We start from the raw sequence: 18633 nt of genomic DNA on the forward strand, positions 1-18633 counted from the left end.
TCGTTCAGGTCCTGTTCAGTACGGCGGTCGCACGCTGAGGTCGAGGGAAGGGACCGCGATCATGTTCGCTTGGATCGGTAAGACTGCCGCGCTCACAGCGCTGGCTTTGATCACCGCCGTCATGCCGGCATCCGCCGAGGCGCACCGGCAGTGCCCGTTGCCCGTCTTCGGACCGGGCAGTCAGTACCACCCGCAGTTCAAGCCGTCGCACTTCACGGCCAACGTGACCAACCCGTGGTTCCCACTGAAGCCCGGGCGCACGCTGGTCTCCACCGGCGTAAAGGACGGCCAGAAGGCGCTCGACCTCTTCGTCACCACGTCACGGACCAAGGTGGTTGCCGGTGTCCGCACCCGGGTGGTCGAGGACCGCCTATACCTGAACAACGTCCTGCGCGAACGCACCAGCGACTACTACGCCCAGGACCGCTGCGGCAACGTCTGGTACTTCGGCGAAGACACCGCCGAGCTGGACAGCCACGGCCGGGTCATCAGCACCGAAGGCTCCTTCCACGCCGGCATCGACGGAGCCCAGCCCGGAGTATTCATGCAGGCCCACCCCCAACTCGGCCGCAAATTCCGCCAGGAGTGGTACGCCGGCCAAGCCGAAGACGTCTTCTGGACAATCGACCGCAACGCCAAGATCACCGTCCCCTACGGCACTTTCCACCACGCCCTACGCACCCTCGAGACCACCGCGCTGGAACCCGAGGTCGTCGACACCAAGTACTACGTCAAAGGCATCGGCCAAGTAGCCGAACTCTCCCTCCAAGGCCCCCACGAAGCTTTACGCCTAGTGGAAATCATCTTCTAGCTCACTCGGCTGGCACCAGTGTGGGCCGACGGTCCAGCCGAGCAGCCGTCGGCCGCCGGATCCGATGCGTCCGGAGCCGTCGAACCGACCGCCCTCGATGACCGCCTCCAGACCGTCGACGGCTGGCGCGAAGCGCGGCCCGAGAACAGCCGCACGATCGCGGAGCCGTGCCATCGACTCGCGCTGCGTGGCCGGTTCGCAGAAGCTCAGGAAGAAGATCGCCTGCCGCCAGGCGTAAGCCGCGTTCTTGATCGCCTGCAAACCGCTCACCCAGGTCGGCGCAGGCTGCGAAAGGCGACGCACCAGCCAGGCGAAGGAGCGGTCCGCGAGCTCGCCACCGGCATCGCGAGCCCAGTCGGTCAGGTCCAGCGCATCGACCAGCACTGCAAGATTGTGGCTGGTGAGGATCTGGCTCTGTTCCAGTACTACGCCGTTGCTCGCCACGTAACTGCTGTCGCCCCCGGTCCGGGCCTCCTGAGACCGCTGCACGCACAACGCGGTGAAGTCCTCGGCGGTGGACTTCCGCCAGCGCTTCCGGGCCTTCTCGGCGGCGGGCCATTCGCCGGGAAGGTTGTAGTACCGCCCGTACAGAGTGCCGCTCAGCGTGCGGCTGGCGACTGTCGCGGCATTCCGCCACTTCGTCGTGAACGTCCCCATGAAGATGTCCGCGGCAACCTCTTCGACCAGAGGCAGCCGGAGACCCGCCTGCGAAGTGAGCGCGCTCAGCTCCCGCAGCAGCGGGTTCGGAAGGATCGCCTGTGGAAACGCACCGAGGGCGAGGACGGTCGTCTCTCGGAGCGTCTGATCCGCAGCCCGGGCCACCTGCTCGCGTTCTGCCCGGAACGGCGCGATCGCGGCGATCCACGGCAACTCGTCGAACCGAACCTGGTGCTCGAGGTTGAGCAGCAGCAGGCTGCGGCGCCGCCGGAACGCGCCGTACGTCCGCGCGTACGCCGATGCCAAGGCATTGTCGTCGATGTTCGCGGCGAGCAACTGGGACGTTATCTGGGGCAGGACCTGGGCGAGCACTTCGCCGGACCCGATCACGCCGCGATCCACCAACTCACCGACCGGCGCCTCCAGAGCGCGCGCTGCTTTTGCGAGCAAGTGCGGCGGCATCGGACTCCCAGGGGACGCAACCGATGCTTCCTCCTCGGTGACGTCCGCCGCGATGGGGTCGAGCGACGGCAGTCCACCGTCATCGGGATACCGGTCCATCCGAGCGCTCAGCACCCGGGCGAGCGCGGCGTACGTCGGGCGGACGGCGACAGCTGCCTGAGTGGCCCGCAACGCGGCGCGGGTCTCAGATCCCGGCGCACCGTGCGCGGTGATCGTGTTGGCCAGCACCCGTCTGATCCAGCCGACCTCCCGGCCGGTCAGCGCCGCACTGTCCTCCGGGCAGCGCTCGAGGGCAGACCGGAGCCGGGCGAAGTTGCTCTTCGGGTGCCGATGGGCGTCTGCGTAGCGATTGTTCTCGGCCGCCGCCCGGTAGTCAGCAAGCCACTGCCGGCGTCGCTCGGTCCAGTCCTCCGGCCACATCCGGCAAGGCCATCCACCCACAACCCCGGCAGAACCAGCCAGCTCCGGCAGATCGTCCTCGACGGTCTCGCACCACAGCTCGACGAGCCTGTCGTACAACGGGTTCCAGACCCGCAAGGTCTCCAGCATCGCGGCGATCGCCGGCCTGACGGTTGCCTGGCGCAACGAGTCTCGGATCTCGCCGACCGGCTGGAGCCGGACCACCGCACCGGACGGCACCGACGCGGCCTCGAAGCGCGGGGTGAACCGCAGCCGGTGCATCAACGGGCGCAGCTCGGCGACCAGGTCGAGAGCCGCCGCGTCGCGACCGTGCTCGAGTAGCCACGCGACGACCAGCAACGCCCCTTCCTCGGGTACGTCGATCCGGTACCGACCGGTGCGCAGCGCATCGAGGAGTTCGGCCAGCCCTTCGTCGCCGAGGTACCAGAGGTTGAGGCGCTCACGCTCCGAGGTTCCCGGCGCATCGCCAGGAACTGCGCGAAGTCGCGCGAGCTCGTCGTCACCCAGCGCGGACTCGGCCAGGAATCGTCCGGTCGCGAACCCACCGTGCGCAACCTCCAGGGTCACCCAGGCCGGGGTGTTCGCCACCGGCGTCCGCGAACCGATCGTGAGGCGTCCGGTCGCGACCCCGTCGAGCACAGCACGCCACATCTCGGCCCGGCCGACGGCCCGGCGGCGTACGCCGGCATCATCGGCGGCGAGCGCGCGCTCGAGGGCACGCTGCAACTGCCCCACCGCGTAGGCGGGAGAAGCCGTCACCTCTGCGTCATCCGGCACAGGACTCCCCGTTCTCTCGACCAGACTTGGAGGCGAGGATCGAACTCGCGCCCTCCCGGTTGAGAGCCGGGTGCTCCACCTCTGAGCTACTCCAAGCGACATGGAGGCAGGACTCGAACCTGCGCCCTCCCGGTAAGCAGCCGGGCGATCTACCCCTGATCTACTCCATGAAGTGCGCCACAGCCTAGCCATGTTGCGTAGCGGCGGGCGACCCGTTTCCAGCCACCTGTGGACAACCGGCCCTTCCCGCAGAGGGTCCCGTGCTGCGTGCTCTCAGGCGATCGCGGCGACGTCGCCGTCGTCGAAGTAGATCGCCTGATGAAGGCGACCACCGAGTGCGGACACGTAGCGGAGCAGGACTTCCTGCCCTGAGATCTTCCCTTGCTCGATCTGGGAGATCCGGCCCTTGGTGACGCCCATCCGCTCCGCGACCTGGGCCTGGGTGAGTCCACGGCTGCGCCGGATCTCGGCCAGCCGGTGACCTTGGACCTTGGCAAGCAGTTCCTGCTTCCCGGCCTCGACGCTTTCCTCACCGCCGGCCCGCGCGACCTCGCGATCGCGGATGTCTCGCCAACGCACATAGCCGCTCATCGGGGACCGTAGGGTTCGCGCGTGAGAACGAAGGTGGCGAGATTCAGGTGGGTGATGGCGCGCCCGTCCCGCACCACCCGTAACTTCTCGCCGGCGAAGTAGCCGTCGCGGCCTTGGTAGAGGTCGGGGGCTACGGGTGAGAAGCGCGACGTCAGGCCGCTTGTGAGCTGCAGGATGCCGCTGGAGACCGACATGGTGAGTGGGGTGTTGCCCCAGTACCAGTGGCCTAGGAGTTCCGAGCCTTGGTCAAGGGTTGGTTCCGGGACCCACTCCTGGGGGAGGACTGGCTCGTGGGCGACCAGGGTGCGGAGCAGGTCGGGTGGCAGGGAGGCGACCTTGCCGTACGTCGCGTTGCCCAGGGTTACGGCGCCGATTCGTCGTACTCGGTCGACGAAGAGGCCGGCGAGGAAGCCGGGCATGGAGCCTGTGTGGCCGATCAGGAGGTGGGGGTCGGCGGCGATCAGTCTGAGGCCGAGGCCGTACGACGCGGTGAGGCCTTCGCGTGGGTCGGAAGCCGACGGCGACGCCATCTCCTCGACGCTCTCGCGGCTCAGGATTTCGGGCGCCGGGTCAATCCAGAACATGGCGTACTTGGCCAGATCCTCGATCGTGCTCCACAGCTGACCGGCCGGAGCCATCGCACCCGAGTCGTACGCGGGCTCCTCCACCAGCTGACCGCTGAAGGGATGCACCGAGAAACCCTGCGCCGCCGCACCGGAAGCGAAGTACGTCGTACGGCGCATCTCCAACGGCTGGAGGATCCGCTCCTGGACCAACTCAAGCCAGGACGAGCCGCGCAGCCGGGCGACGACCTCGCCGAGCAACCCGTAGCCGAGGTTCGAGTAGTGATGCCGGCGATCGGCTGGGCCGGCCGCCTGCGACTCGTCCATCGCCGCCGTCAGCTGGTCGAACGTGACGCCCGGATTGCGTTCCCACCAAGGACCTTCGGGCTCGGCGTTCATACCGCCCGAGTGCGCGAGCAGGTGCCGGATCGTCCGGTCCCCGAACGCGATCCCGGGCAGATGCTTGCCCACAGCATCGTTCAGCGAGAGCAACCCGTCATCTCGGCACTGCATCACCAAGAGCGCGGTCATCGTCTTGGTGATCGACCCGATCCGGTACTGCACGTCCGCCCCCGGCGCACCACCGGTGGCGGTGGCGAACTGCCCCCGCGACCCGTTCCACACCAGCGAACCGTCCCGGACCACCCCGGCGTTGACCGAAGGCAGCTTCCACTCACTCTGAGCCGCCGCCACCTCGGCGTACAAGGCGGCGGCGGTGTCAGGACGAACAGAGGTCACTCAAAGGCCTCCGGGGCGGGGCAGGAGCAGATGAGGTTGCGGTCGCCGTAGGCGCCGTCGATGCGGCGGACCGGGGGCCAGTACTTCGAGGTCCGATCGACCGAGCGCGGGAACGCGGCCTCCTCGCGGGTGTAGGCGTGCTCCCACTTGTCGTTGATCACCGACTCGGCGGTGTGCGGCGCGTTAACCAGCGGGTTGTCGCCGGCCGGCCACTCCCCCGCCGCGACCCGGTCGATCTCGTGCCGGATCGCGATCATCGCGTCGCAGAACCGGTCGAGTTCACCGAGGTCCTCGGATTCCGTCGGCTCGACCATCAGCGTGCCGGCCACCGGGAACGACATCGTCGGCGCGTGGAAGCCGTAGTCGATCAGCCGCTTCGCGACGTCGTCGACGGTGATGCCGGTCTCCTTCGTCATCGGCCGCAGATCCAGGATGCACTCGTGCGCGACCAGGCCGTTCTCACCCGTGTAGAGCACCGGGAAAGCGCCCTCGAGCCGGTTCGCCACGTAGTTGGCCGTGAGTACGGCGGCCTTCGTCGCGTCGGTCAGGCCCTTGGCGCCCATCATCCGGATGTACGCCCACGAGATCGCCAGCACACCGGCGGACCCGAACGGCGCCGCGCTGATCGGGCCGACGCCGGACTCCGGACCGGCCTGGTCCAGCAGCGGGTGGTTCGGGAGGTACGGCGCCAAGTGCTCGGCGACCGCCACCGGGCCGACGCCCGGGCCACCACCACCGTGCGGGATGCAGAACGTTTTGTGCAGGTTCAGGTGGCTGACGTCGCCGCCGAACTCGCCCGGCTTCGCCAGACCGAGCAGCGCGTTCAGGTTCGCGCCGTCGACGTACACCTGACCGCCGTGGTCGTGGACGATCCGGCAGACCTCGGTGACGCTCTCCTCGTACACACCGTGCGTCGAGGGATACGTGATCATGATGGCGGCAAGGTTCGCCGCGTGCTCACCAGCCTTCGCCCGCAGGTCGTCCAGGTCGATCGTGCCGTCGTCGTTGCCCTTGACAACAACAACCTTCATGCCGGCCATCACCGCGGAGGCGGCGTTGGTGCCGTGCGCACTCGCCGGGATCAGGCAGACGTTGCGGTCTTCGTTGCCCTGGGCCCGGTGGTAGCCGCGGATCGCGAGCAGACCGGCGAGCTCGCCCTGGGAGCCCGCGTTCGGCTGGATCGACACCTTCGCGTAGCCGGTCACCTCGGCCAGCCAGCGCTCAAGCTGCCCGATCAGCTTCACGTAACCGGCCGCGTCCTCGATCGGCGCGAACGGGTGCAGGTCAGCGAACTCCGGCCAGGTGACCGGCTCCATCTCGGTGGTCGCGTTCAGCTTCATCGTGCAGGAGCCGAGCGGGATCATGCCGCGGTCGAGCGCGTAGTCGTAGTCGGACAGCTTGCGCAGGTAGCGCAGCATCGCCGTCTCGGACCGATGCGTGTTGAACACCGGGTGCGTGAGGTATTCCGTCGTACGGCGAACGGCCTCGGGCAAAGCGGTCGTGTCGAGCGAACCGTCGTACCGGACTCCGAAGGCGTCGCAGACCGCACGCAGCGCGTGGCTGTCGGTCTTCTCGTCGCAGGAGATACCGACGTGGTCGGAGTCGACGAGGCGCAGCCAGACGCCGTTCTGCCGGGCGGAGTCGACCACGTCGGCAGCACGACCCGGCACGCGGGCGAGCACGGTGTCGAAGAAGTTGTCGTGGACAACCTCCACGCCGCCCTCACGCAGCGAAGCGGCGAGCTTGCCGGCGGAGGAATGCACCCGCTCGGCGATCGCCTTCAAGCCGTCCGGCCCGTGGTAGACGGCGTACATCGACGCCACCACAGCCAGCAGGACCTGCGCCGTACAGATGTTGGACGTCGCCTTCTCGCGACGGATGTGCTGCTCGCGCGTCTGCAGCGCGAGCCGGTACGCCGGTGCGCCGTCGGCGTCGACGGATACGCCGACGAGGCGACCAGGCAACGATCGCTCGAGACCGGCGCGGACGGACATGAAGCCGGCGTGGGGGCCGCCGTAGAACAGCGGTACGCCGAAGCGCTGGGAGGAGCCGATGACGATGTCGGCGCCGGCCTCACCCGGTGCCTCGAGCAACGTCAGCGCGAGCAGATCGGAGGCGACGGCAACGAGCGTGTCCCGCTCGTGCGCGGCGGCGATCAGCGGCTCGAGGTCGCGGACGACGCCGCCGGAGCCCGGGTACTGCACCAGGAAACCGAAGAAGTCGCCTTCGGGCAGACCATCGGTGGTGTCGGCGACGACGACCTCGATGCCGAGCGCCTCGGCCCTGGTCTGGACCACTGCGATGGTCTGGGCGAAGCAATCCGCGTCGACCAGGAACCGGTCCGACTTGCTCTTCTTGTTGGAGCGGTGCGCGAGCGTCATCGCCTCGGCGGCCGCAGTGCCTTCGTCGAGCAACGACGCGTTGGCGGTCGGCAGGCCGGTCAGATCGGAGACGGCGGTCTGGAAGTTCAGCAGCGCCTCGAGCCGGCCCTGGGAGATCTCCGGCTGGTACGGGGTGTACGCGGTGTACCAGGCCGGGTTCTCGACCAGGCGGCGGACGATCACCGACGGGGTGAAGGTGCCGTAGTAGCCCTGGCCGATCATCGTGGTGGCGACGCTGTTACGCGCGGCGAGCTGGCGAAGCTCGGTCAGCGCATCCACCTCGGACGCCGGCTCAGGCAGCCGGAGCGCCTCGGCAGACCGGATCGAGGCCGGTACGGCGGCATCGACCAGTGCGTCGACATCGTCGTACCCGAGGGCTTGCACCATCCGCGCGACCTCGTCGGGACGCGGCCCGATGTGGCGGTCGGCGAACGTGGCGGAGAGTTGTTCGGTCATCAAGAGGCTCCGTTGCTGACTGTGCTGCGGTCGCCTCCCCCTCTGTCACGCGGCACGCGCTCCAGAGTTGCCTGTGGCACTCGGTCCATGGGCCTGAGAGGTTCCGGGGAGGAATTGCCCCTTCGGCGCCCGCCTCGACGGGTCTCTCCCGAGTGCTGTCAACAGCTACCGCCGAGGCTATCAGGAATCTCCGAACAGTTCGGGCACCAGCCGCCGTACGACCGGCCGCGCGGCCTCGACGTCGGCCTGGGTCGCGGACGTCATCGGCCAGCGAACCCGCGTGCCGACGTCAGCCCAGCCACCGACCGCAGCCAGGAACTTGTCCAGCGCAGGGTTGGAGAGCCCCGCCTTCTGCAGCGGCGCGATGTGCTGCCCGAAGAATTCCCCGATCCGCCGCTCCACCTCCAGGTCCCGAGCCCACCGGACGGAACCATTGGGCGACAACGCCGCCACATTGGAGTAGCTGCCGTGTGCACCGAGTAGCGACATACTCGCCAGAAAGTGCCCGGGCACGAAGATCGACAGCCCTGACTTGGTTGCCTCGTCGAACCACCTCTTGTCCCCGCCGGCGGTCTTCAGCCCGATCAGCTCCGGTACGACGCGCGCCAGCTCGGCAAGCAACTGAGGGCCGACCTGCGTCTTCGCGTGCGGTGGGTTGTAGAGCACGAGCGGCACGCCGTCAGACGCGTCCGCCGTACGCCGCAGGAAGTCGAGCACCTCGCGATCGTTCAGTGGCAACCAGTCCGGCACGATCACCTGGATCGCACCCGGCTGGAACTCGGCGGCACGCCGTACTCTCGCCAACTGGACCTGCGCCGAGGGATGGCTGGCACCGATCTGGAACGGCTTGCCGGCCCCCGCGAGCACCTCGTTCACCCGATCGAACTCGTCTTCGGACAGCGTCTGAAACTCTCCCGCCGTGCCATGCGCGTACAGGCCGTCCAAGCGACTGGAGCTCAGCACTGCCGCCTGTGCATCGAGGCGGCTGTAGTCGATGGAGTCGTCGGCGTTCAGCGGTAACAACAAAGTCGCCCACACACCGCGCAGGGTTTCGGCGGTGAGTGGGCGCACTGTGTCGTGAGTGGGTCAGCCGGTCATGCGGGCACGGCGGCGGGCGGCCAGTTCGTCGTTGGCGTGGGTGTCGGACTCGCCGTCGGCGCGCTCCTGGGGGAGCTCGGACAGGGAGCCTTCGACCTCGCGCCAGACACCGCCGAGTGCGATGCCGAACACACCCTGGCCACCGGCCAGCAGGTCGATCACCTCGTCCGGCGAGGTGCACATGTAGACCGAGGCACCGTCGCTCATCAGCGTGATCTGGGTCAGGTCGTCGATGCCGCGCTTGCTCAGGTGGGCGATCGCGGTCCGGATCTGCTGCAGCGAGATCCCGGCGTCCAGCAGCCGCTTGATCACTTTCAGCAACAGGACGTCACGGAAACCGTACAACCGCTGCGTACCGGAGCCGGTCGCCGGCCGGACAGACGGCGAGACCAGGCCGGTGCGGGCCCAGTAGTCGAGCTGGCGGTAGGTGATCCCGGCCGCGGCGCACGCCGTCGGACCGCGGAAACCGACATCCTCCGGCATCGGCCGCAGGTCGTCGTCGAAGAGAAGACCCTGTACGCCGGCGGTAGCGGCCGCCTCGGCGTGTGCTTCGGACGTCGACTGCGCCGTCAGATCCGTGTCGCCGGTGCGTGTCACGCCTGAGCCTCCCTGGGTACCGACTGGAACGGGTCACATCCGTGGAGTGACAACACCCCACAACTCCTTCAAGGTAAGCCGCCGACCAGGGAGGGTCAACGATCACAGCCCTGGTCCGAGAGCGTGTCGCAATCCCGACCTCAATTGTTACCTGCCGTGCCTTGTACCAGCCCGTTCAAATCTGGCACCCGCCCGGCTGGTCCCGGTCAGCTCTTGTCGAAGTCTTCTGGCGTCACCTGGTCGAGAAACTCGCGGAAGCGCTCGACCTCCTCTTCCTCCTCCACCTCGTCGGCGCCGGTGTCCTCACTGTCCGGGACCGGAATGCCGGCCTCGGCCAGAATCTCCTCGGTGCAGAACACCGGGGTGCCGGTGCGCAGCGCGAGGGCGATCGAGTCCGACGGCCGCGCCGAGATCTCGGTCTTGTCGTCGAACACCAGGATCGCCTCGAACACACCGTCGGTCAGGTTCACGATCCGGACCTGGCTGAGTGTGTGCCCGAGCACCCGGATGGTCTCCGCGAACAGGTCGTGGGTCAGCGGCCTCGGTGGTTCCATGCCCTGCTGGGCGAAAGCGATCGCACTCGCCTCGGCCGCGCCGATCCAGATCGGCAGATACCGCTCGCCCCCGACCTCCCGGAGCAGCACGATCGGCTGACTCGAGGGCATCTCAACCCGGACTCCGACCACGTCGACTTCGCGCACCCCTTCAGCCTACTCCGCGGGCCAGGCCCGGGCAGGCCCACGGGTGCGCCGATGCCCTCAACGCGGCAGCCGGGACCGGACCAGCGCCGCGTGCAGACGTACGGCGAGGGCCGCGAGCTCCTCGGTGCGGTCGGTCCGCCGGGGCCCGGTGACCTGCTCGATCAGGCCCACTTCGCGGTCGGCCGCCGTACGGAAGGAACGCAGGTGGCGGGGCTCGATGCCGAATCGGGCCAGCTCGCCGGCCAGCTTGGCGATCACGATCGCGTCGCCGTCGTAGTGGTTGCCGCGGGCCACGACCAGGCCGTGACTCTCCACCTGGTCGAGCAGTTCCGCGGCGATGCCGGCGGCAACACGCAACTCGTCGCGGGTCAGTTTGAGCTCGGTGCCGGTGGCACCGAAGTCGTCGGCCACCGGCAGCCCGGCCGGCTCGGGGATGGTGGCCGGTGCGACCGGCGGACCACCGGCAGTCGGCCGGAGTCCGCGGTCCATCGCACCGAGGTGTTCCTTGATCACTTTCAGCGGCAGGTACTGGTCGCGTTGCGCGGTCAGTACGTACCGCAACCGCTCGACGTCAGCGGCGCTGAACTTGCGGTAGCCGGAAGCCGTCCGGGCCGGCGTCACCAGTCCCTCGGCCTCGAGGAACCGGATCTTGGAGATGGTGACATCGGCGAACTCGGCCTGCAGCAGCTGCAGCACCTCGCCGATGCCGCGGCCTTCGACGGACGGCTCAGCGCTGGCCACTGGCGTAGTACACCAGCCGGTACTTGCCGATCTGGACCTCGTCGCCGTTGCGCAGCACGACCTCGTCGATCCGGTCCCGGTTCACGTAGGTCCCGTTCAGGCTGCCGACGTCGCGGACCTTGACGCCGCCGCCGTACTCCCGGCGGAACTCCGCGTGCCGGCGGGACACCGTCACGTCGTCCAGGAAGATGTCGCTGTCCGGGTGCCGGCCGGCGGTGACCACGTCGGTGTCGAGCAGGAAGCGGCTGCCCGCGTTCGGCCCGCGCTGGACGATCAGCAGCGCGGCCCCGGCCGGGAGCTCGCTGACCGCGGCCTCGTCGGCCGGTGACAGCGGCTCGCCGGTCTCGATCCGCTCGGTCTCGGGCTCGGCGCCGATCGGGGTGAGCATCGCGGTGTCGGTGACACCCGGGGTCGCAGGGGTCGCCGCCGGGCGGTCCGCGCCAGGAAGCATCGCTCCGCACTGCGAGCAGAACCTGCTGCCCTCGGAGTTCTCGTGCCCGCACTGGTTGCAGAACGGCATGCTGTGATCCTCCCGATCGCCGGCGGTCCGGCGACGTTTTACTAGACCCCGTATGAACAAGTGTGGACTTCGATCTGCGGACCTCAACCCTCGACCAGCAGTTGAGGTCCGGCCAACCTATCAGTTCTGGTCGAGTTGCCCCTGGTAGGTCTCCGCATCCATCAGTGCATTGACCTCGTCGGCGTCCTCGACGTCGATGTCGAGCAGCCAGCCCTCGCCGTACGGGTCGCTGTTGACCAGGTCCGGCTGGTCGGCGAGCGCCTCGTTGACGGCGGTCACGGTGCCGTTCACCGGGGCGAACAGGTCGCTGACGCTCTTGGTCGACTCCAGCTCACCACAGGCGTCGCCGGCCCGCACGGTGCTGCCGACGTCGGGCAACTGCACGTACACGATGTCGCCGAGTGCGTCCTGCGCGAAGTCGGTGATACCGACCCGCACCGGTCCCTCGCCGTCGGCCTTCACCCACTCGTGCTCGGCCGTGTACTTCAGGTCTTCGGGGTACACCTTTGTTCCTCTTTCACTCAAGTACAGCTACTTGGTCGGGCTGGGCGCCGGGCGAGCGTAGCGATGCTCCTCCGGGGCGTGCAAGGCGGTGATCTGGACGGAGTCCTGCTCGTTCACCTCGGCCGTTCCACCCACCTGCGGACCGGTCACCTCACTGACCAGACCGCCCGGGAAGTTGGCCGCCTCGGCCAGGTTGTGCGACTCCCCGATCGCCTCGATCACGTACGGCGAGGTGACCTTCTGGCCGTCGATCCGGATCCCGGGGGCGTCGTCGACGAAGTCGGTGCTGGCGACCACCCGGACCGAGCCGTTGATCTGGATCGCCTCGGCGCCGGCGTCGCGCAGTTCCTCGATCGCGTCCAGCAGGTTGCTCGACGTCATCTTGCCCTCGGGGTCGTTCAGCGTGATCCGGACCCCGGGACCCGTCGCGGGCAGCGTGCCGGCCAGGATGCCGAGCACCCGGACCTGCGCCTCGGCCTGCTCGCGGGCGGTCTGCGCCTTGTCCGCGCTGGAGGACAGTGAGTTCTTCCGCTCCTCCAGTTCGGCGATCTCGCTCTCCAGCCGGCGGGTGTTCTGGCCGAGGCCGTCGAGGATCGCGATCAGGTCCTCACGGCGGGCGTTCTGGTAGCCGTCGTCGGCCCGGTTCACCCGGACCTGGACGACCGCCATGCAGGCGACGAGCGCCAGTACGACGGCCACGATCGCCTGGCCGCGGGACGGCTTGAACCCGGCCCGGAGCCGCCGCAGCGCCAGGTTCGGCGTCCGCTTCTTCTTCGGCTTCGGCATCGGGGTCGGCGTCACCGGCTCCGGCGGCGACGGCGTCGCCGGCTCGGGTGGATCGGGGGTGGTATCGCTCATATCAGGCCCTGAAGATGTGCCGGCGGATCGCGGCCATGTTGGTGAAGATGCGGATGCCCAGTACGACGACCACACCGGTGGACAGCTGGGAGCCGACGCCGAGCTGGTCGCCCAGGTAGACGATCAGCGCGGCGATCAGCACGTTGGACACGAAGGACACGACGAACACCTTGTCGTCGAAGATCCCGTCCAGGAACGCACGCAACGCCCCGAACACGGCGTCGAGGGCCGCCACCACCGCGATCGGCAGGTACGGCTGGGCCCACTCCGGTACGTCGGGCGCGACCAGCAGGCCGATCACGACACCGATCACCAGGCCGAGCACGGCGATCATCTGGGACTCACCTTCGCGTAGCGCAACGCGATGGTCGCATCGGCCGGCACCAGCAAGGATTCCTCCGTCGTGATCGTCATCCGGACATCGAAGTTGCTGACCAGGTACTGCATCCACTGACCGCCCGAGCTCTGCGCGAACCGGGCCGGCATGGTGGCGTTGTCCCCGATCGCGAGCACCGTGTACGGCGGGGTGAGCGAGCTGTAGTCGACCGTGATCGCGCTGCCCGCGCTGCGGATCGCGGTCAGCGAGGTGAGCCGATGACCGTTCACCGAGATCGCCTCGGCGCCGGCGGTCCACAGGCCGTTGACCAGCTGCTGCAGGTCGACGTCAAGCAGGCGCCCTTCCTTGTCGGCGTCCTTGGCATCGTCGACGACCGCCTTCATCCCAGGCCCGGTCACCGAGATCGCGCCGGTTTGCAGCTCCAGGTCGTCCAGCTTCTGCTGCAGCGCTGCGCCGGAGCTGGTGTTGCTCAGCCCGCTGGCCTGCAAGCCCCGCACCTCGTCGGCGAGATGCGACTGCTGGGTGCGCAGGCCGTTCAGCCGGGTGTCGGCCTGGTTGATCCGGGTGATCAGCTCTTTGCGCTGCTTCTCCGCCTCCGGCGCGCTGCGGTAGTTCTGCGACGCGGCGATGGCGAAAAGGAACCCGAGTACGACGCACGCCACCACGAGCATCACCCGATGCCGGGAACGCAGCGGCTTGCCGTCCTGCTTCGGGCGCGTCCGGGCCGCGACGGCGTACCCCTCGTCGAGCGGGTGCGCCATCAGGTTGTTCAGCAACGACATGGACGCGTCGACGCGGCGCGGCTTCGGTGGAGCTTGCTGGGTCACGGCTTACCCGGCCGGGTCGTTGATCGGTTTCACCGTCTGCACGAGGTGACGCAACTGAGCGAAGTACAAGGCGCCGGCCCAGTAGTACAGCCCGGTCCCCCAGATCGCGAACGCCCAGCCGAACACGCGGGCGAGCAGATTGAGGGTGCTGTCGCCGTCGCCGAGCAGGAGCAGCGGGAACGCGTACAGCAGGCAGAACGTGGCCGACTTGCCGAGGAAGTGCACCGGCAGGGCGTTGAAGCCGCGGCGGTGCAGCGCCGGCAGGGTGAAGGTGAGCAGCAGGTCGCGCAATGGCAGCGCGATCGCCAGCCACCAGGGGATGATGTCGCGCAGCGCCAGGCCGATCACGGTGGCGAAGATGTAGAGCCGGTCCGCGACCGGGTCGAGCATCTGGCCGAGCCGGGTGGTCTGGTTCATCCGCCGGGCGATTTGGCCGTCGGCCCAGTCGGTGAAGCCGGAGATGGCGAGCACCAGCAGCGCCCAGCCGTCCTCCTTCGGCCCGAGGACCAGCCACAGGAACAGCGGCACCCCCAGCAACCGGAGGAAGCTGAGCGCGTTCGGGATCGTCAGTACCCGGTCGGACACTTCCAAATCCGGCACGCGACCCCTCCCTCTCTCACCCTGACACCCGGTCGTAACTCTACTTGTCCCCATCGACAGGTTTACGCCCGGCCACACCGGGGCAGCCCTGCCTTGCCCCTGATACCTGAACGCGTCCCCGAAGTTCCCGCTACGCCCGCTATGAACCGGTGACCCTATCGATACCAGAGGGTGATGGTTAGCTTGATCCAACAGGCTGAACGGGAGGGGTCCTGGTGAAGTTCCTGGTGCTGATCTATGGCAACCCGGAGTCCCGGGCGGTGTGGGACTCGCTGTCCGACGAACAGAAGCGGGAAGGGATGGCCGGGTACGCCGCGCTGCACGAGGCGCTCGCGGCTCGTGGCGAACTGGTCGCGTCGGAGTCGCTGGGCGACCCGGCCGCCACCAAGCAGGTCCTGGTCCGCGACGGCCAGGCGATGACCACGGACGGTCCGTTCGCCGAGGTGAAGGAGCAGTTGGCCGGGTTCTACCTACTCGACTGCGACAGCATGGACCGAGCCGTCGAGATCGTCGCGCAGATCCCGGAGGCGCCGTTCAGCATCGTCGAGGTGCGGCCGGTCCGCGATCTCTCCGCGCTGATGTGATGATCGACGATTTGTTGCGCGAGCAGGCGCCGGTGGTGCTGAGCGCGCTGGTGCGCCGGTACGGCGACTTCGACGCGTGCGAGGACGCCGTACAGGAGGCTCTGCTGGCGGCGTCGGTGCAGTGGCCGGCCGACGGCGTACCGGAGAATCCGCGCAGCTGGCTGATCACGGTCGCGTCGCGGCGACGGATCGAAGTACTGCGGAGTGAGGCGGCGCGGCAACGGCGGGAAGAGGCGGTCGCTTTTGAGCCTTTGGCTGAGCCGGCGTCCTCCGTAGACGACTCGCTGACGTTGCTGATGCTGTGCTGTCATCCGTCGCTGACGCCGCAGTCGCAGGTCGCGCTGACGCTGCGCGCGGTCGGTGGGTTGACCACTCAGGAGATCGCCCGGGCGTTTCTGGTGCCGGAGGCAACGATCGGGCAGCGGATCAGCCGGGCGAAGGCGAAGCTGCGGGATGCGCGGTTCGAGCTGCCGCCGGCCGCGGAGCAGCCGTCACGACTGGCGGCGGTGCTACATGTGCTGTATCTGATCTTCAACGAGGGCTACACCGCCTCGTCCGGGCCGTCGCTGCATCGGGTCGAGCTGAGCGCGGAGGCGATCCGGTTGACGCGGCAGCTGCGGGAGCAGTTGCCGGCCGAAGGTGAGATCGCCGGGCTGCTGGCATTGATGCTGCTGACGGACGCGCGACGGCCGGCGCGGACCACGGCCTCCGGCGCGCTGGTGCCGTTGCCGGAACAGGACCGGTCGTTGTGGGACTCGGCGGCGATTGCCGAGGGCACCGAATTGATCACGGCAACGTTGCGCACGGCACCGATCGGGGCGTATCAGCTGCAGGCCGCGATCGCCGCCGTACACGGTCAGGCCCGAAAGGCTGAGGACACCGACTGGCGCGAGATCCTGATGCTCTACGAACTCCTCGAGTCCACCGCACCCGGCCCGATGGTCACTCTCAACCGCATCGTCGCCGTCGCCATGGTCCACGGGCCGGCCGCCGGGCTGGCTCAGCTCGACGACATCGACCCCGCTCTCACCGAGCACCACCGGCTGGCCGCCGTACGAGCCCATCTCCTCGAACTCGCCGGCGACCATGCTGCCGCCCGGACCGCCTACCAGCAGGCGGCACGCCTCACTCAGAGCCTGCCGGAGCAGCGCTACCTTCAGTCCCGGGCTGACTCGCTTTAGGTCTACCCCAACTCAGCTGGGCGACGATCGTCAGCTCCAGTACGCCGTCCCGCGCGTACGGCGTGAGGACTTCGTGGACCGCGGTGTCGAACTCGGCGGCCTCTTCGGCGGACATCAGATCCCGTGCGAGGGTCGAGGTCGAGTGCATCCACTCGATGTAGTCGGCCACGGTCTTCTGCTGGGTGACTGGGGCGGTCATCTTTTGGTCGGTCAGGTCGAGGAGGCCGCGGTCGCGGATGGCGTCCACGATGTCGAAGGTCGGGTCGTAGCCGGGGTTGCGGGTGTGCTTCTTGATGACCGGCAGCAGCTCGTCGCCCCACGGGACGTCGACCGGGCCGTGCTCGACGATCGCGAGCTGTGCGTTCTGGGTCAGGTGCGGGACAATCCGGTTGAAGGTCTCCTCCCAGGGCATCCAATGGATGCTGGCTCCGGCGGTGACGAGCGCGTAGGGTCCGTTCAGGTCAGCGGTTTCGATGCTGCTGACATGCCAGTGGAGGTTGGCTCGATCGCCTCCAGGTCGGCGGCGGCCGACGTCGACCATCGCCTGGGACATGTCGATGGCGTCCACGCGGTCGACTCTGGGTGCGAGCGGCCGGGCGATCGCTCCCTCGCCGGCGCCGATGTCCAGCACGTTGCGCGGCTCGTCGACGACCAGTGCTTCCAGATGGTCGAACACCTCGTCCGGGTACGGCGGCCGATGCTGGTAAGCCTCCGCGACCGCGTCGTACTGAAAGGTCGTCCTGAGCTCTGTCATGTGTTCCCCCAGACGGTTGCGTGCTCGGCGAAGTAGCCAGGGTCGCTGTGGACCGGGATAACGCAGAACAGGTGGCCGCCTGGCGCTTCGAGGGTGTGGCAGCCCTGCCAGCTCGAGACCTCGACCGCGCCGAGGCCGACAAGTCGTGCGACTTCGGCCGCGACGTCGTCGGTCTCGATGTCCAGGTGGTAGCGCGGCGCGTCGTCGATCGACTGGATCGCCGTCACGTAGCCGGGGATCGCGTCCTCCAGCACGGTGAACTGCGGCTCCCCCGGCGGCGTCGACGTCTTCACTCCGAGCGCACTCGCCCAGAACCCGGTCGCCTGTGCTGTCTCGTCCCGTCGTACGTCGATCAGGAACGTCGAGACCCGACTCCTGTGCATCCACCAAACCTAACCGCCGAGCCCTTGGGTGTGAGGGCCGGTCTTCCCCGGCGGCCTGGCGGCTGCGGGCTGCTCGCCGGCTACCGGTGCTGCGGTCTGGTCGCCTTGCTTGCCGATGGCCCCCTGAGCGGGAGGCGACGCTCCATCCGTCATCAGCTCTGCCAGCTTGGGATCGACCTCGGCACTGCCGACGGTGGCACCGGTTGATGCCTCCGTCCCCGCTTCCGCCTGAGCCTTCGCCCTGGCGTTGGCCTTGGCGGTGACCTTGCCGGCGAGCCCGCGGACCGAGGCTGCGACGGCTGAGTCCCGCGTGCCGGCTCCTGGGTTGCCGTCGCGGACGGCGCGGTTGAAGGCGGATCGGAAGTCCCACTGCGCCAGTTCGCGCAGATCAAACGTGGTCAGGCTGCTGCTCCCCGGAAGCCTGCGAACAATCTCCTGGAAGCGACTGTCGGGCGGGCGCTGGAGGAGAGAGTCGGCATGGATGCCGTAGTGGACAGCAGTCGTCGGGCCGAGCTCTTGCTGCTGCCTGACCTCATCGATGAGATCTCGCACCGCTTGCGCCAAGTCGTCGTCGCGGCCGACGTACGGGTCCGGATCCGGCATCCGAAGTCCGAGCACGCTGGAATCGCTCAGCTGCCACAGCTCGCTGCTGTTCGACTGTGCCCAGGCACGGCCAAGTCCCGTATCGAAATCGGTGTCGGCTTTGGCCAGCATGTCCGGGCGCTGGGCACGCGCACCGGCCAGCCGGATCGCCTGGGATCCCACGTCTTCGGTCGCTGCCATCACCCCGGCCGGTTCCCCTTGCCCACGCAGGGCCGCGGTGATCTGCCCGAGATCCTCGCGCCGCAGGACCAGCGCATCCGTCGGGGTGCTGAAGCTTCTGCCGACGCCTGCCGGCCCGTGCACCTCCGCCGGATCATCGGCCACGACCACTGTTTCGTTCCAGCGGACGGCACGACCATCGGGCAACCGCTCGAGACGATTGGATTCGCGGATGAGGAACTCCACCGTATCGACGACCGACCGGACCCAGGCGTACTCCTTCGCGTCAGGTCTGAGCTGTTCGCTGGCCATTGGCCGACCCTAGCCATC

20 protein-coding genes, 2 tRNA genes and 1 riboswitch are annotated in these 18633 nt (G+C 68.3%); of the genes, 3 read left to right on the plus strand and 19 right to left on the minus strand.

Translation table 11 applies throughout. The features are described from left to right. The first annotated feature begins 61 nt into the window (after positions 1–61). Positions 62–811: a hypothetical protein gene (locus EV646_RS02900; protein ID WP_132143584.1), complete on the plus strand. Its 750-nt coding sequence runs from the start codon at positions 62–64 to the stop codon at positions 809–811. Here the strand turns inward: EV646_RS02900 and EV646_RS02905 are convergent. The 16 genes from EV646_RS02905 to clsA form a co-directional block, all read right to left on the minus strand. Further along, positions 791–3127 (minus strand): hypothetical protein, encoded by a 2337-nt coding sequence (locus EV646_RS02905; RefSeq protein WP_132143585.1) that lies wholly within the window; start codon positions 3125–3127, stop codon positions 791–793. The two genes, EV646_RS02900 and EV646_RS02905, sit on opposite strands and share 21 nt — an antisense overlap. Positions 3128–3151: 24 nt before the next feature. Beyond that, positions 3152–3223 (minus strand) — tRNA-Glu (locus tag EV646_RS02910). A gap of 2 nt (positions 3224–3225) precedes the next feature. Then, positions 3226–3297: transfer RNA gene (locus EV646_RS02915), tRNA-Ser, on the minus strand. 103 nt (positions 3298–3400) lie between these two features. Beyond that, the gene (locus tag EV646_RS02920; RefSeq protein ID WP_132143586.1) at positions 3401–3718 is read right to left on the minus strand and encodes a helix-turn-helix domain-containing protein; all 318 of its coding nucleotides are present in this window, start codon (positions 3716–3718) and stop codon (positions 3401–3403) included. Next, positions 3715–5019, minus strand: coding sequence for a serine hydrolase domain-containing protein (locus tag EV646_RS02925; protein WP_132143587.1), 1305 nt, complete (start codon positions 5017–5019; stop codon positions 3715–3717). The genes EV646_RS02920 and EV646_RS02925 overlap by 4 nt, the downstream gene beginning before the upstream one ends. Further along, complete coding sequence (gcvP, locus tag EV646_RS02930; protein WP_132143588.1) at positions 5016–7856, minus strand: aminomethyl-transferring glycine dehydrogenase; 2841 nt, start codon at positions 7854–7856, stop codon at positions 5016–5018. The genes EV646_RS02925 and gcvP overlap by 4 nt, the downstream gene beginning before the upstream one ends. 71 nt (positions 7857–7927) lie before the next feature. After that, a riboswitch (glycine riboswitch) is annotated at positions 7928–8017 on the minus strand. A 19-nt stretch (positions 8018–8036) separates the two neighbouring features. Further along, positions 8037–8927, minus strand: coding sequence for a dihydrodipicolinate synthase family protein (locus tag EV646_RS02935; protein ID WP_132143589.1), 891 nt, complete (start codon positions 8925–8927; stop codon positions 8037–8039). 15 nt (positions 8928–8942) lie between these two features. Continuing rightward, positions 8943–9551 (minus strand): MerR family transcriptional regulator, encoded by a 609-nt coding sequence (locus EV646_RS02940; protein ID WP_132143591.1) that lies wholly within the window; start codon positions 9549–9551, stop codon positions 8943–8945. A gap of 206 nt (positions 9552–9757) precedes the next feature. Beyond that, a complete protein-coding gene (locus EV646_RS02945) occupies positions 9758–10252 on the minus strand; it encodes a bifunctional nuclease family protein (protein WP_132143593.1) in 495 nt (164 codons plus the stop codon). A gap of 57 nt (positions 10253–10309) precedes the next feature. Continuing rightward, entirely contained in the window at positions 10310–10993 is a 684-nt protein-coding gene (ftsR, locus tag EV646_RS02950; protein WP_132143595.1) for a transcriptional regulator FtsR, read from the minus strand. Continuing rightward, complete coding sequence (locus EV646_RS02955) at positions 10980–11513, minus strand: FHA domain-containing protein (RefSeq protein ID WP_132143597.1); 534 nt, start codon at positions 11511–11513, stop codon at positions 10980–10982. The genes ftsR and EV646_RS02955 overlap by 14 nt, the downstream gene beginning before the upstream one ends. A 120-nt stretch (positions 11514–11633) precedes the next feature. Continuing rightward, positions 11634–12017: a glycine cleavage system protein GcvH gene (gene gcvH / locus EV646_RS02960; RefSeq protein ID WP_132143599.1), complete on the minus strand. Its 384-nt coding sequence runs from the start codon at positions 12015–12017 to the stop codon at positions 11634–11636. Positions 12018–12044: 27 nt separating this feature from the next. Beyond that, positions 12045–12875, minus strand: a complete 831-nt coding sequence (locus tag EV646_RS02965) for a DUF881 domain-containing protein (protein ID WP_132143601.1) — start codon at positions 12873–12875, stop codon at positions 12045–12047. A gap of 1 nt (position 12876) precedes the next feature. Continuing rightward, the gene (locus EV646_RS02970; protein WP_131352136.1) at positions 12877–13209 is read right to left on the minus strand and encodes a small basic family protein; all 333 of its coding nucleotides are present in this window, start codon (positions 13207–13209) and stop codon (positions 12877–12879) included. Beyond that, positions 13206–14039 (minus strand): DUF881 domain-containing protein, encoded by an 834-nt coding sequence (locus EV646_RS02975; RefSeq protein WP_241995179.1) that lies wholly within the window; start codon positions 14037–14039, stop codon positions 13206–13208. The genes EV646_RS02970 and EV646_RS02975 overlap by 4 nt, the downstream gene beginning before the upstream one ends. 3 nt (positions 14040–14042) lie before the next feature. Beyond that, positions 14043–14639, minus strand: coding sequence for a cardiolipin synthase ClsA (clsA, locus tag EV646_RS02980; RefSeq protein WP_132143603.1), 597 nt, complete (start codon positions 14637–14639; stop codon positions 14043–14045). 215 nt (positions 14640–14854) lie between these two features. On the opposite strand from clsA, the gene EV646_RS02985 reads away from it, so the two are divergent. Together EV646_RS02985 and EV646_RS02990 are read left to right on the plus strand one after the other, a co-directional pair. Next, positions 14855–15223 (plus strand): YciI family protein, encoded by a 369-nt coding sequence (locus EV646_RS02985; RefSeq protein ID WP_132143605.1) that lies wholly within the window; start codon positions 14855–14857, stop codon positions 15221–15223. Beyond that, complete coding sequence (locus EV646_RS02990) at positions 15223–16404, plus strand: RNA polymerase sigma factor (RefSeq protein WP_132143607.1); 1182 nt, start codon at positions 15223–15225, stop codon at positions 16402–16404. The genes EV646_RS02985 and EV646_RS02990 overlap by 1 nt, the downstream gene beginning before the upstream one ends. Here EV646_RS02990 and EV646_RS02995 read toward each other — a convergent pair. Genes EV646_RS02995 through EV646_RS03005 form a run of 3 tightly spaced genes read right to left on the minus strand, consistent with a single transcriptional unit; the run spans position 16349 to position 18615 of the window. Further along, complete coding sequence (locus EV646_RS02995) at positions 16349–17158, minus strand: class I SAM-dependent methyltransferase (protein ID WP_132143609.1); 810 nt, start codon at positions 17156–17158, stop codon at positions 16349–16351. The genes EV646_RS02990 and EV646_RS02995 overlap by 56 nt on opposite strands. After that, positions 17155–17541 (minus strand): VOC family protein, encoded by a 387-nt coding sequence (locus EV646_RS03000; RefSeq protein ID WP_132143611.1) that lies wholly within the window; start codon positions 17539–17541, stop codon positions 17155–17157. Before EV646_RS03000 ends, EV646_RS02995 begins: the two co-directional genes overlap by 4 nt. A gap of 9 nt (positions 17542–17550) precedes the next feature. Next, positions 17551–18615, minus strand: a complete 1065-nt coding sequence (locus tag EV646_RS03005; RefSeq protein WP_132143613.1) for a hypothetical protein — start codon at positions 18613–18615, stop codon at positions 17551–17553. Positions 18616–18633 lie beyond the last annotated feature (18 nt).

Origin of the sequence: Kribbella antiqua (assembly GCF_004345665.1) — a bacterium.
GTDB classification, from domain to species: domain Bacteria; phylum Actinomycetota; class Actinomycetes; order Propionibacteriales; family Kribbellaceae; genus Kribbella; species Kribbella antiqua.

What these genes read in the sequence shown, in the direction of transcription:
- EV646_RS02920 (WP_132143586.1), bottom strand. Translation starts at nt 3,718, where the DNA reads ATGAGCGGCTATGTGCGTTGGCGAGACATCCGCGATCGCGAGGTCGCG.
- EV646_RS03005 (WP_132143613.1), bottom strand. Translation starts at nt 18,615, where the DNA reads ATGGCCAGCGAACAGCTCAGACCTGACGCGAAGGAGTACGCCTGGGTC.
- EV646_RS02990 (WP_132143607.1), top strand. Translation starts at nt 15,223, where the DNA reads ATGATCGACGATTTGTTGCGCGAGCAGGCGCCGGTGGTGCTGAGCGCG.
- EV646_RS02995 (WP_132143609.1), bottom strand. Translation starts at nt 17,158, where the DNA reads ATGACAGAGCTCAGGACGACCTTTCAGTACGACGCGGTCGCGGAGGCT.
- EV646_RS02900 (WP_132143584.1), top strand. Translation starts at nt 62, where the DNA reads ATGTTCGCTTGGATCGGTAAGACTGCCGCGCTCACAGCGCTGGCTTTG.
- EV646_RS02955 (WP_132143597.1), bottom strand. Translation starts at nt 11,513, where the DNA reads ATGCCGTTCTGCAACCAGTGCGGGCACGAGAACTCCGAGGGCAGCAGG.
- EV646_RS03000 (WP_132143611.1), bottom strand. Translation starts at nt 17,541, where the DNA reads ATGCACAGGAGTCGGGTCTCGACGTTCCTGATCGACGTACGACGGGAC.
- EV646_RS02965 (WP_132143601.1), bottom strand. Translation starts at nt 12,875, where the DNA reads ATGAGCGATACCACCCCCGATCCACCCGAGCCGGCGACGCCGTCGCCG.
- EV646_RS02970 (WP_131352136.1), bottom strand. Translation starts at nt 13,209, where the DNA reads ATGATCGCCGTGCTCGGCCTGGTGATCGGTGTCGTGATCGGCCTGCTG.
- gcvP (WP_132143588.1), bottom strand. Translation starts at nt 7,856, where the DNA reads ATGACCGAACAACTCTCCGCCACGTTCGCCGACCGCCACATCGGGCCG.